Here is a 12,175-nt window from a genome sequence, read left to right as displayed (position 1 = left end):
ACCGTCAAGGGGAAGCTGGCGCGGGTGCGCGCGCCGCAGGTGCGGCGGCGCCCGGTGTGATGGCACCGGATGTGGCGGGCTCGCGGTTGACCGGCGAGGGCACCACGTTTGGATCGACGGGCGTGGAGTTGCCTTGGATTGCGGCGATCATGCCGGGCGTAGCCATCTTGTCAAGCGGCAGATAGTCGCTCTTGAAGTTCACTTCCACCGCACCAGCGAGCTGCACGCGCGTCTGCAGCTGCGAATCACTGGCCTCTGATGCCGTGCTCATCGCGGTCATCACGGGCTTGTCTTCGGCCTTGTAGGTGCCTTTGGCATAGTAGTCGGCGCTATAGTCGTCGCTGGACGAATCCTTGCCATGCTGCCGTGAGCGCGACTCATCGCCGCCCAAGTCGTAGGTGCCCTCCTGCGCGCGCGTCGTCTGAATCGTGCCATCAGCATTGCGGGCGAAGTCGTAGGCAGCCGCGCTTTTGCGCACGCTGCGCGAATCGCGTGCGGTGAAGTCATACATGATCTTCGCGGAAAGTTTGCCATCGGTGACGACGATGCGATTGATGCCCATCATGACCAGGCTCGCCATGAGCTGTTGCCGCTGTCTGGCCAGCTGCATGCGAGCGGCGAGCACGAGCGCCTTTTCGGCGTTCTCGTCGGAAAGGTCCATGCTCTTGAATGGGCTGCCTTCAAAGTTCAGTTGCTGATTCACGCGTTTAAGCGCGGCATCCTCATCCACACCGTCGCGCAATCTGAGCTTCGGGCTGGGCGTGTCACTCATGTCGTCCACTGCGACCTCAAACAGGTCGGGAAACTTCTCGACCATGTGGTCACGCCCCTGGTTCTCGGTGACATTGTCATCCGTGAACTGCTGGAGTGATTTGGCCACGGAATCGATCATCTTTGTATAGGCTTCCATCTGTTCGATAGAAGACTTGACGATCGCATGAAACACTCCTTCAATCAGGCTGGCCACGAAGGTGGGGAACTTCACCTGCTTGAGCAGCAAGCCTGCTACTTTTGCGCCTTCACGTGCAGCACTTGCGCTAAATTCTCCCTCGCCGATCTCGCTGACGTTCTTGCTTGCCACGTCGTAACTAGCTTCCCGCTGGGGCGGTGGCGGGTCGTCCAGGGCCGTTGCGGGCGGCATGGCCAAGCCCCCGGGCAGGGTGTTGCCCGCAAATCCTTCGGGCGCGGCCAGGTAGTCAGCGATGAGCGCGGTGCATCGCGCGACCTGGCGCTGTTTCTCGGGTGAGAGCCGTGCAAATGATTCGGTCTGCGTGAGCAGCCTGCGCACGGCATCACGAACCTCGGGGCGCGGGGGGGAGGGCAGGCTCTGCTGTGCAGTACTGACTGGTTTGGCGGACATGGTCGACCTCGGGCGAACGCGGCACACGGCTCAGGGTGCGTTGCGCGACGCACCTGCTGGAAGTTCAAACTCGGCAGGGCGTAGATACAGACTCACGCGGGGCGCACAGTTGCGGCTGGTGCGCAGGCTCAGGATGGAAAACCGCCCGGGCCAGACTTCGTCCTCGGGTGTGAACGCATCGAGCCAGCGTTCGAGCGCGACGAGTTCGCGCGGCCGCTCGTTCAGGCCGAGTGATAGCAGGGACATGAAGTTTGCGGGCAGATCAGAAATCATGCCGAGCATCACATAGATCTCGAACTCGGGACCATCCGCGCCATCGCTAAAGGCGACAAGCGTCGAACTGGCGGGCAGATCGAAGCGCCCCCCCAGTGTGAGCCCGAGCGTCTGCAGGATGCCCGGCATCTGGTGCCCCAGGCCCAGCGCGTCGAGCACCGGCTGAAAGTCCGCAAGGCGCACGGGGCGTGAGTGGACGAAGGTCAGCCGCTGTGCACCCGCCTCACGCATGGCGGAGATCGTCGTGAACAGCGGCTGGAGCGTAGGCATGAGTGTCCTTACCGCGCTGACGATACGCGTGAGACCTGGGGGCATCGCGCCCATCTGGTCCGCGCGTGTTTCGTAGTACACCCGTGTGCCTGCCAGGCCGTCGCGGTCGTAGCTGGTTCCGAAGAAGGCACCGTAGCTCAGTGCGCCACCGCTGGCGAAGCCACGCCACGCTTCTGAGCGCTCATCGAACCAGCGCAGCGCGTCCCGCCCGAAAAAGCTTCCGACGAGCCGGCGCATTTCACGCGTTGCCTCGTCGCGACGATCGGCGCCTGAAGCACCTGGCCCTAGCGGCTCGATCGTGAAGCGCAGACTGCCCGGCTGCAATTCCGAGAAATTGGGCTCGATCGGGGCGGACATCGGGGTCAGCGCGTTGTTGCCGTAGCGCTCATCTCCATCGGGCAAAGGGAATGTCCGCTCGATCAGCCCCTGGATGGGCGCCACGGGATCAGCCGTGCCCAGCCGCTGGGCGGCAGCCAGGAGACGACGTTCCACCTTTGCTGCCAGAGGTTGCGCACGCATCTCGTTCTCCTCGGTGTGAAATTTCGCGCAAAGGCGCGTCTAGTGACGCATGCCCGAGAGATTCATCCCCATGCCCATCCCGATACCCGCGCCATCGAGCATCTCGCGGGCGATGTTCGGAATCTGGACGGGCCGCGAGGTCATCACGGGTGCTTCCCGGGGCTGTGCCATCTCGTCGACGCGGGTGTCCGGCGTCGCGGTGTCGGCAAGCCACAGCTCGCACGCATTCACGAGGTCATAGTCGCTCGGGGTGGTCGTTGCTTTCTGGCCGCTTGGCCGCTCCGATGGTGCGCGCACGCAGTCCATGTCGATGATCTGCACGGTCGAGCGCATGATGCGCTGCACGTTGTTCGAAAGCCAGGCCGTGATGATGGCGCCGCACGTGGCGAGCGTGCGATACCGGGAGCTCGTCCTCGCACCGCCCAGTTCGAGCGTGGCGACCTGGTCAACTACCTGCCACATGTCGCGCGCGCCGTATGCAGAGCGGATATCCTCGTCGGAGAGGAGGGTGATCATGAAACGGATCTGTGCCTGCAGATCAAGCGCTGCGTAGTACGCCATGCCATAGCCGTGCAATGACAGGTTCACGGCCAGATCGCGCGCGGCCTTGCGCACCTGCTGCTGGCTCACCGTGTTGGGCACGGATGCACGAAGCAGCTTGTCGACCTCGCTTTGCCGTATGAACGACGATACGGACGAAACAAAGCGTAGCCACAGATCATTGAAGTCGCGGTTGACCATGCCACTAGACTCCCCACCAGGGATGCCCATTGTCATCGAATAGAAGTTCTTGCGCTCGGCTTCGGACATGCGGTTTGGCGCGTCCTTCCAGTACCGGTACAGCAGTTTGCCCGCGGGGCCCGACCCGATGGGCAGCATCCCCTGCTGTGACAGCTCGACGAGCTTGTCGACCACCTGGAACGCCTTGAGCTCATCGAACATGGCAGCACAGATCATGGGGCCCATGAGGCGAACGTTCTCCGGCACGATGTCGGCATCGGTGGCCTGGTCAAGATCGGGCAGGTCGATGCCCATTTCCGTGACCGGTCCATCCTCACCGACAAACTGGATCTGGTTCAGGCACTCGTTGATTCGCCGGCGCAACTGCTGCTCCTTCACAGAGGTGACGCCTTTTTCGCGCAGTGCGCGCATCACGCGGGCGAACTCGGCCGCATCCACCGATCCCGGCGTGCGATCATCAAGGAGCGTGTCGCCCTCACGCGACAGCAGCGGCAAAACCAGTTTCGCGAGCTCGAACATCGACTGGGCTTCGCCGAACGCGGCGAAAAATCCCCGGCTGAACTCCGCGTACTCTGGCGCCGCAACGTCCGAGATGATGCGCGACTGGGCACCCTTGACCTCTCGCGTGAGCACGCGCGGCGGCGGCGTCTGGTCGACCATTGACAGGCCGAGCGTGAGCGAGGCCATGACAATCTGGTCCTCGCCTAGCGAAGCCGCGTTCGCGCCGGGTTCGCTGCGCAGCTTGCCGCCGGCGTGGTTGGCCAGCTTCACGCCAAGTATGCAGGGCTGGGGCTGCTTCGGTGAGGATGCCATGCTGCGATTGAACAGGTCGCGCATCGCGACAAATCGCGGATCGCATACCTCGTCCTCAGGAAATGCCTCGAGCGTGGCAAGGATCGATCCGACGCGAAGATATTCGTCGTCTTCACTGGCAGACAACGCGGCACGATTGGCCTTGATCCTGTCGAGCTGGCTGATGCGGTTTCTGAGCTGAGCGATCTCGGCGGTTTCCGCGAAGACTATGTCGCGAAAGCGGATGTCTGTCACCTTCATGGCTTTCTCCTTGTCAAACTGTCTGTGTCCATCGAGTGAGCTTCGCGGTGCTCATCCGTCTTCCGTCTGTGGCGTCTCGTCCTCGCGTGAACGGTCAATGGCGGCATCAAGGGCGATAAGCGTCGAGGCCGCATCCAGGATCCCCGCGCCGCAACCGGGCGGCGCTTCGCTCATGAACGGTTGTGCCGACGAGACGAGCAGGGCACGCACGGCCGCGCCGTCCAGGGGCATGGCCCGGCGCGACGCACGCGACAGGAGCAGCGCTGCCGCAGCCGAGACGAAGGGCGCGGCGAAGCTGGTCCCCGTCACGATCTGGTAGCCTTCCAGCGCTGTACTGAGCACACGTTCGCCTGGCGCGCACAGCGCCACGTGCTCGCCGCGGGTGGAGAAAGAGCAGACACTCCCCTGCGCATTCACCGCTCCGACAGCGATGACGCCATCGTGTGCAGCCGGCCAGAAGCGCGTCTGCGTGCCACTGTTGCCGCTGGCCGCGACGAGAATGCAGCCGCGCTCGAGCGCGTAGCGCACAACATCGGCGTGCGGCCGGGGACTGGATGCCGCCAGCGCGCTGTCTTCCGTACCAAAGCTCAGGCTGAGCACCTTTGCACCCAGATCGACGGCCAGCTTGACGGCCGCATCCAGGTCGGCGATCGCACCCAGACCGACGGGATTGGGCCGGTTGGGCAACCGTGCCGCGGCGAGCGCGCGCATGGGAATGATCTGCGAGTCGCCCGCCAGCCCTGGCGGCATGCGCACGCCCACGCCGCCGATGATGCCGGCGCAGGCCATTCCGTGGCCCACAAAGTGATCGGTCGGATTCGTGTCATATCGATGATGTTCACCAAGCAGCGTGATGCCGGGCGCGACCGCGTCGTTGCCAAGATGCACAGTGTCGAAGCCCGCGCGCAGCCGGCTGGAGATCTCGGGATGCTCAAGCGCGACACCACTGTCGACGAGGCCGATGAGCGTGGCCGCGTCGCCCGGCTCATAGGCAAGCGCCTGAGGCGCACGCACCATCTCGCGTGGCGCCCATGCCGCATCGCTGTCCGGGCTGCCCGTTTCGGCCGCCGTGCCTTCGAAGGGAATGACGGACACATAGTTCGGGCTTACGGACGCTACCGTTGGCAACTGGGCCAGCGCCTGGGCGAGCGCGCCGATCGGCGTGCCGGGCAGGACACGGAAGAGGAAGGTCCGTGCAAGTCCTGATACCTGCTCTGCGGTGTCAAAGCGGCAGTGCCGCCTGCCCGGGCTGCCCAGCGATGCGGCGGCTACGTGTACGCGTGCAACGGCCGTGTCGCCAGCAAAGTGGCGCACGATACGATCGATTGGACCGCCATCGAGCTTGGGGGCGGCACGGGCGTGACCGCCTCGTACGTCAAACAGCGAGGGCACGTTATCGGGCGCCTCGCCCAGCTCCATCTTGAGAAGAAAGCTTCCTGGCAGGCAGTACATGCGTTCACCCGGTGCTGCCCAGGGCATCGCCAGCGCGCGGATCGTCATGACGGGGCTCCTGTTGCCGGGGGCGGCGCGAACGGCGAGAGATCAAAACTGAGGGTGGTGGCCGCGCCCGCCGCTGGTGCGATGGACAGCTCGCCCGCCCATTGATGGGCCTGCGGTGCGAGCAGCAACTCGCGTTCGCTCGCATTGACGATGGCGACAGGCCGGCCATCGAGCGTGACGCGCGGGATCGCCGAGCCGTTGGCATCCTGTGCGACCAGATTGCGCCCCCTGACCCGCATGAGTGCCATCGCGCCTTCGCCAGGCTGGGCTTCGACCGGAGTGACGTGTTCGACCGTGGGCGCGGCGGCGCGCTCAAGCGCGCGGCGCAGCCGTTCCACGGGCAGCCCGGTGACGCGGCCGATGGCAGGTACGCCCCCCGTCGCGCTCAGTTCCCGGAGCTTGTCGACCGTGCGTACGCCGATCCATTCGAGCTGCCGGCGGTTTTCCTCGGTCAGGCTATCGTCGTCAAGATCGTCGATCGGGCGATCGTTCGGGTCATCGGTGAGCGCGGTCGCATTCTCTTCAATCATCGGCCGTGTGATCGCCGCGAAAACGAGGTGAAAGACGCTCGCCTGGGCGTCGTTGGCGCCCGCAGGCCGGATGCGTATTTCGCTGCGTGAGAACTCGACATGGGCGCGCAGGTCCAGCGTGATGTCCTTGATCGCGAACGTGAGCGGCAGGTTAAGGTTGCGTGCTTTCATCGCCATGGCCGATTGCGCCTTGTCGAGCTGGCTTTGGACAGCCTGAATGAAATTCTCCAGCGGCAGTGTGGTGGCGGGCTCCGTCATGAGGTGCCTCCTTCTGACCAGATCACCTTCAGCCGGCCGGGCGGCGCGTCAAAGCTGCTGCGAAACACAAAACGCGGTAGCTCCGCGATAACGGCCAGTGCGCCGGCACGCATCTGCAGCGCGACCTCGACAGGCAACGACACTTCGACCGAGGTCGCGCGAATGCCCGTTGCACTGGCGCTTGCAAGGGCGCCGTCAGCAACGTCTACCAGCATGTCTGCGAGTTCGCGGCGCTCGGTCATCGCGTGACCACTAGTGGCGTGTCGGCCGGCACGGCGGAAGTGGACGGCACGATGGGTGCTGCCGGCGCAACGGCGATCGCGGGCGGTAGCTGGGCGACTGGCGTTGCAGGGGCGGCAAGTGCGGGTTGCGAAACGCGGCGTGCCGCGTCGGTTTCGCGGGGGCTATGGGCACTACGCGAATGACCCTCCAGCAGCGTTCGTTTTGCCTCGTCAATAAAGCGATCCAGCGGAAGCGTCTCACTGGCAAAATTGATCTTTACTTCGCCAAAGAGCTCAGCCTTCAGTTCACTATCGGACTGCACGTTCACGCCGACGGTTGAAACCTTGGTCGTTGCAGGCGGCTCGCTGGAACCTGCGCGCCGGCCCCAGCTCTCCCCGCCCGTTGCCGGGTCGCCCGATGTTGCGTACTGCACGGCCGCGTGATCGGCTGCAGCCGCGCGAAAGCGCAGGCGCGCACCAATGGTGCCATCCTTGATCACGATGCGGTTCATGCCAAGCAGTACCATCGTCGAGAGCGTCTGAAGCCGTGAGCGCGCCACGCGCGCGCGTGCGACAGGCAGCAGTTCCTGCTCGAGAAACTCCGGTGTGAGCTGCGCGCCGTCGTGACCGTAGTCTGCAAGCCATCGGGGCGAGGCAGCGTCGTCGTCGCCGGAGGTGAACCCGTCGTCCGAAGTGGGTCTGGTCACGGGCACCAGCGTCATTTCCCCGTCGCTTGAGGCCAGTGCGATGTCGCGGGGATGTTGCTCGACCAGATAGTCACGTGCCTGGTTAACCGAAACATTTTCCTGCGTGAACTGTTCGAGCGGTTTCGCAACGGCGGCCACCAGATCGGCGAAGGCCTGCATCTGGCGAATTGACGAATCGACCATCGCGTCGAAGGTACCGTGCATGAGCGAGGCGACGAAGGCAGGAAAATCCAGCTCGTCGCTCAGCGCGCCCGCTCGCCGGCCAATCGCATCGGTTGCCATCTCCTTTCTGGTTGTCGCGTCGGGCGCGGGCGTCGCATTGGCAACGGGCGCCGCAGGCTCGACAATTTCGCGCCCAAACGCATCGCGCGCAAGCGAGTAGCCCGTCACGGTGGCGCCCACGGGATGCGTGGGCGCGGGCAGCTCGGGTTTTTCGTAGGAGCTTGTCACGATAAGACTCCACGCGTGCGAGTCAGGCCGCGATCTTGGTGCCGGCCATCTCCCACGCATCTTCGCGCACGGGCGGCCTGCCATCGCCAAAGAGGGTGACGCTCGTCACGGCGACGTCATCGGCCTCGCCCGCGCGGCTGAAGGTCGTGCGCACGTGCACCCGCAGACTGACCATCTCGGGTGTGTCTGTGCCGTCCGCGACCGTCGCCTCGACCGTGATCGAGCGGCCATCGAATGTGCTCAGGGCGCCAGGCGTGATGCGAATGTCTCCCACGGCTCCTGCCTGGTACGACCAGTCGATGCTCAGGGGCGCACACGAGCGCTGGCCTGCCGCAGCCGCGGGTCCCACTGCATTGATATAGGGCCAGTCACCCAGGTCGACTTTCGCTCCGCGGCTTACGCCCACGCCCGCATCACGCCATCCGTTCGCCGGTACCTTCATCCCGTCGAACTGCATGAGATCCCAGGTCACACCGTTCATCGAACCGGTGACCCGGCGCAGTGTGCCTGCCGGTAGTGGTGTCTGTGGCGGGGGTGACTCCAGAGTGGGCGTCTGTGCAAGCTGGCGTGCCCGGAGTGCCTGTGTGATCGAGGGCGGTTGACCTGCGCCTTGCGCGTATGCCGCCTTGACGGCATCGAACACGCTCTCGGGCGAAAGACCTTCCAGCGGGTTCAGACCAAAGGTCACACCGATGAAGGTGCCATTGCCCGCGAGCAGAACGGCGCCGTTATGGACCCGCGCATCGTCCGCGCGAAAGCGGACCGCCTGGGTCCAGCGCGTGATGGAAGCGGCGTCTTCGCCCTCGACCACCGTGAACTGTAACGTCCCCTGGTCGATGCGAGGGATGTCGCCCGGTGCTCCCGGACTGGCCGGGGCGGAGCTTTGCTGCTGTGATTGTGCAGGGCCGAAAGTGTAGGAGCGCCCATCGGCGCCCAGTGCGATGCCCGCCCCGATCGCGCTGCCTAGCGCAATTCCGGATGACGGACCGCCTGTAATGGCAATGGTCCAGCTTCGGGTGCGGGCGAGCGCGGGCAAGTGCGTCAGCGCTGTCGAGACGTTTCCTGCGATCTGCTGCAGGCTGCCTTGCCAGATATCGAGGCGCCGTTGCGCGCTGGTGTCGCCAGAGGCCGCGCTGTCCTGCGGCTCCAGACTGGTGGGCGCTGTGGTGGGCCATGCCCGGGCGTCGAACTGCACGTTGGTCGGGGGGGCGCTGTCGTTTTGCTGCTGCGCGTATCCCACTGGTGTCGAGGTGCCCCGGTTTGGGATGCGGCCCGTCTGCGGCCCTGAGCTGAGGATCTGCAGTGTGACGCCGGAGTAGTCTATTGCCGCGCGCTCGTATTCGGACACGAAATCCTGCCATTTCATGATGTATCGTGATCCCGTCGCGTGGGTGGACAGGTAGCTGCCTGGTGCGCCAGGTGCGCCAGGTGTGCCAACTGCGCGATCCCATGGGTCAGTGATTCGCACGTAGGTGCTGGCGTCGGGCGCGCCGCTGTATAACCCGGTCACAACAATCGCGTGCAGACCGGGCACGGCTGCCGTCACGAACAGCGGCCCGTTGCGCTCGAGTAGCGCGCGCAATGCGTCGGCGGTGTATGAGACCGGGTATTCGAATGCGAGGCCGACGTCGCTTGCAAACTGTTTCATGTCTGCGGGGTCAAGGCCGCGGCTGATCGAGCGTTGTCCGATGCCGGCCACGAACCCGGGCGTCACGCTCACGCGATCGCGCCAGCCAATGATCATGGCAGCGGCCGTAGCCCAGCAGCTTGCATCGGTGGGCTGCGCGACCGACTCGACCTCGTCCCAGTTCAATGAACAGGCGTCGTCTGAGAGCGCCATTCCGGCGGAGGAGGGTACCATCGGGCCGATCTGTGTCCAGGGTGTGCTGACGGTGATGTCCATGGGTGGCAACAAGGCGAGGGGAGAGCTTCCGGTTGCCACCGGATCGAATATGTAAATGCATACGCCATTGGCATACAGTTCGTGGCATGGGAAACCGTCGTGCTCGCCTTCCACCTTGACTTCAAGACCATCACCTGTCGCGCGGATCATTACCGAAATGTCGGCATCAATGGCGGGCGCAATGGGTGACAGGGGGAGCGCGCCGCTTGCCTCGATCGTGACGATCGAGGCACCTTCGGCGATGGCTTGGGCGGGGCGTGTGGTGCCTGACGCACCCGCATAGATGCGCAGGTTCCCGTCGGTGACGGCAAGCGTGTCGCATCGCAGGGGCTGTGCGCCTTCATTGCGATCGAGCCACCATGATGGCTTGCCATCGACATGGTGCGCATCAGACGATGCGTATTCGCAGCTCTTGCCCCAATGCCTGTCAAGCACGTCAATGCCGGCAATGCCACCGCCCGGTGTCAGGCGCACGATGGCGCGGACTTCCCCGCGGCTTGTGCCGCCATCGAAGGCAAAGTCGCGACCGTCACCCTCCCACACCGCCGTGGGCGAATCAATCAGGGGCGATGGAATGAACATGCGGTACCTGAGCTCGATCTGCCCGGTGTCTGACGCTAGGCCCCGGGATATCCGGCCGGGTGCGCGCGCGATGCGTGCGGAGGTGAGTGCACTGCGCGTGTAGCCGAGGCTTGCGGCCATGCCCAGCTGCGTGCTGACGCTTCTTTGTGCCGCGACATAAAAGTCCACGGGCGAGAAGCCTGCGCCGATGCCGACCGAGGCGCTGATCCCCTGGAAATTGCCGATCGTATCAAACAGGGCGGATGCTCCGCCGACGACACCTTCTCCGCCCGAGATGGCTAGCGCCATGGACCAGCCATTGAAGCTCGCGATTCCACCGCGCGTCACGGTAATCTGTACGGTGGCGCCGATTGACGTGATGAAGCCGATGTCGACTTCCGCTGATCCGTAGGCACCCAGCTCACCATCAGGCCCGTAGATCAGGCCGCAGCCCAATGCGCCACCTGCGCCGAGTCCACCGCCCACTGATGGCCCGATACCTATTGACACACCCGCGGCGCGTGCGGCGACGGGGAAGGTGGCCAGAAGTGGCGCGAGGCCAACGGGGCCCGAAGCTGCTGCCAGGGCGCTCAGGATCAGGGCCTTCTGGACACTGTCAAGCTGCCGCACGGACGGCGGCGTGACGGGCTGCTGTTGTCCCGTGATCGTGATTGGGCTCGCCTCCATGCTGCGGGCAGGCGGGGCAGGCAGGTCGGATGGATCGCGGGCAATGGGAGCGGGTGAGCGCGGATCGGGTGAGCCTGAAACTGGCGACATGGGCGACGTGGGTGATGTTGATACCGGCATGGGTCCGAACCCGTCGTCATAGGGGGCAGGTGGTGGTGGCGGTGGTGCACGATCGGGCGTGCCCGAACCGTTGCCCGTCGGTGGTACGTTGTGCCCGTTTTTCCCGCCCGCGGGTTCCATCCCGGGTGTGGCATCGTCCCCCGCCCAGTCGAGGCTTCCCGGGCCGACATTGCCGTAACCGGCGGCGCGTTGCTGGCGGTTGGGAATCACACGCACGCGCTGCATGCTTCGCGCGCTTAACCCCTTCAGGGACACGTACGGGCTACCTTCGGCGGGCGACACGGCGACTTTCATGACCGAAGATGGATCATCACCCTGTATGGCGAGGCCATAGTAAAGCCGTTCGTTACCCACAAGTCTTGCGAGCACCTCTGGCGGTACGACGTAGACTCCTTGCCCTGCCGCGATCTGCAGCGGGCCCACAACCCGGGTGGAATAGAAGTTTGATGCGCTTCTGCGCGACTTTCCCTCGCGGCTGAAAAGACCGGGTTCGGCACCGATTGCCACTTCGACACGCTGGGGCGGGCCATCCGTTCGAATACTGAAGCCCAGCATCGGAAACCGGTCGCTCACTTCGAGCCGGGTGGGGCGGATCTGGACGGGCATGATTCACCTTTTTTTCTGTCGAGGTCTGCTGTGGTTCTCAGGTTCTTCGGTGCGAACTTCCTGGTGACGCGCGCAAGCGGCGCGCTGTTCGAAGTCAGGCAGGGATTTCAGGATCAGCTCGAACAGATCGTCAGTGTCGAGCAGGTCTGCAATCTCTCCGTACTCCTCTTCGAACTCGCGCACGGCAATGCTGAGCACCGCACAAAGCAGCTTGGCATGCGTCGGGCTACTTGCCATGCGGCTGTGCAACTGGACGCGGCGTGTGTCCGGTTGATACTGACCGAAATCGATCAGGAACTCGAACGCGTTGTGGCTGATCTCGAAATAGTTGGCGTAGCGCGCAAGCGGTGCTTTGGGCCGACTGTTTCGATTCCGGTCAGAAGGCGGCATCGGCGTATCCTGAAGTTCGTCTCTTC

Annotated in this window: 9 protein-coding genes; all 9 read right to left on the bottom strand. The window is 64.4% G+C overall.

Going from position 1 to position 12,175, the window contains the following annotated elements:
* Window positions 1–4: 4 nt before the first annotated feature.
* The 9 genes from G3O01_RS07905 to G3O01_RS07865 all read right to left on the bottom strand — a co-directional run bounded on the left by G3O01_RS07905 (window position 5) and on the right by G3O01_RS07865 (window position 12,149).
* A complete protein-coding gene (locus tag G3O01_RS07905; protein WP_205803954.1) occupies window positions 5–1,360 on the bottom strand; it encodes a hypothetical protein in 1,356 nt (451 codons plus the stop codon).
* 30 nt (window positions 1,361–1,390) lie between these two features.
* Window positions 1,391–2,422, bottom strand: a complete 1,032-nt coding sequence (locus G3O01_RS07900) for a hypothetical protein (RefSeq protein WP_205803953.1) — start codon at window positions 2,420–2,422, stop codon at window positions 1,391–1,393.
* 39 nt (window positions 2,423–2,461) lie between these two features.
* Window positions 2,462–4,216 (bottom strand): hypothetical protein, encoded by a 1,755-nt coding sequence (locus G3O01_RS07895; protein WP_205803952.1) that lies wholly within the window; start codon window positions 4,214–4,216, stop codon window positions 2,462–2,464.
* Between the two features lie 51 nt (window positions 4,217–4,267).
* A complete protein-coding gene (locus tag G3O01_RS07890; protein ID WP_205803951.1) occupies window positions 4,268–5,716 on the bottom strand; it encodes a S8 family serine peptidase in 1,449 nt (482 codons plus the stop codon).
* Window positions 5,713–6,504, bottom strand: a complete 792-nt coding sequence (locus G3O01_RS07885) for a hypothetical protein (protein ID WP_205803950.1) — start codon at window positions 6,502–6,504, stop codon at window positions 5,713–5,715. The genes G3O01_RS07890 and G3O01_RS07885 overlap by 4 nt, the downstream gene beginning before the upstream one ends.
* Window positions 6,501–6,746, bottom strand: a complete 246-nt coding sequence (locus G3O01_RS07880) for a hypothetical protein (protein ID WP_205803949.1) — start codon at window positions 6,744–6,746, stop codon at window positions 6,501–6,503. The genes G3O01_RS07885 and G3O01_RS07880 overlap by 4 nt, the downstream gene beginning before the upstream one ends.
* Window positions 6,743–7,714 (bottom strand): hypothetical protein, encoded by a 972-nt coding sequence (locus G3O01_RS07875; RefSeq protein ID WP_205803948.1) that lies wholly within the window; start codon window positions 7,712–7,714, stop codon window positions 6,743–6,745. Before G3O01_RS07875 ends, G3O01_RS07880 begins: the two co-directional genes overlap by 4 nt.
* Before the next feature lie 190 nt (window positions 7,715–7,904).
* Complete coding sequence (locus G3O01_RS07870; protein ID WP_205803947.1) at window positions 7,905–11,759, bottom strand: papain-like cysteine protease family protein; 3,855 nt, start codon at window positions 11,757–11,759, stop codon at window positions 7,905–7,907.
* 3 nt (window positions 11,760–11,762) lie between these two features.
* Complete coding sequence (locus tag G3O01_RS07865) at window positions 11,763–12,149, bottom strand: DUF3467 domain-containing protein (protein WP_205803946.1); 387 nt, start codon at window positions 12,147–12,149, stop codon at window positions 11,763–11,765.
* Window positions 12,150–12,175: the final 26 nt, after the last annotated feature.

The sequence above is a fragment of the Burkholderia sp. Ac-20365 genome (assembly GCF_017104715.1).
GTDB lineage: Bacteria > Pseudomonadota > Gammaproteobacteria > Burkholderiales > Burkholderiaceae > Paraburkholderia.
This window is presented reverse-complemented; position numbering and strand designations above follow the sequence as displayed.

Coding starts and splice junctions, on each gene's coding strand:
- G3O01_RS07905 (WP_205803954.1), bottom strand. CDS start 1,360: ATGTCCGCCAAACCAGTCAGTACTGCACAGCAGAGCCTGCCCTCCCCC.
- G3O01_RS07900 (WP_205803953.1), bottom strand. CDS start 2,422: ATGCGTGCGCAACCTCTGGCAGCAAAGGTGGAACGTCGTCTCCTGGCT.
- G3O01_RS07895 (WP_205803952.1), bottom strand. CDS start 4,216: ATGAAGGTGACAGACATCCGCTTTCGCGACATAGTCTTCGCGGAAACC.
- G3O01_RS07890 (WP_205803951.1), bottom strand. CDS start 5,716: ATGACGATCCGCGCGCTGGCGATGCCCTGGGCAGCACCGGGTGAACGC.
- G3O01_RS07885 (WP_205803950.1), bottom strand. CDS start 6,504: ATGACGGAGCCCGCCACCACACTGCCGCTGGAGAATTTCATTCAGGCT.
- G3O01_RS07880 (WP_205803949.1), bottom strand. CDS start 6,746: ATGACCGAGCGCCGCGAACTCGCAGACATGCTGGTAGACGTTGCTGAC.
- G3O01_RS07875 (WP_205803948.1), bottom strand. CDS start 7,714: ATGGCAACCGATGCGATTGGCCGGCGAGCGGGCGCGCTGAGCGACGAG.
- G3O01_RS07870 (WP_205803947.1), bottom strand. CDS start 11,759: ATGCCCGTCCAGATCCGCCCCACCCGGCTCGAAGTGAGCGACCGGTTT.
- G3O01_RS07865 (WP_205803946.1), bottom strand. CDS start 12,149: ATGCCGCCTTCTGACCGGAATCGAAACAGTCGGCCCAAAGCACCGCTT.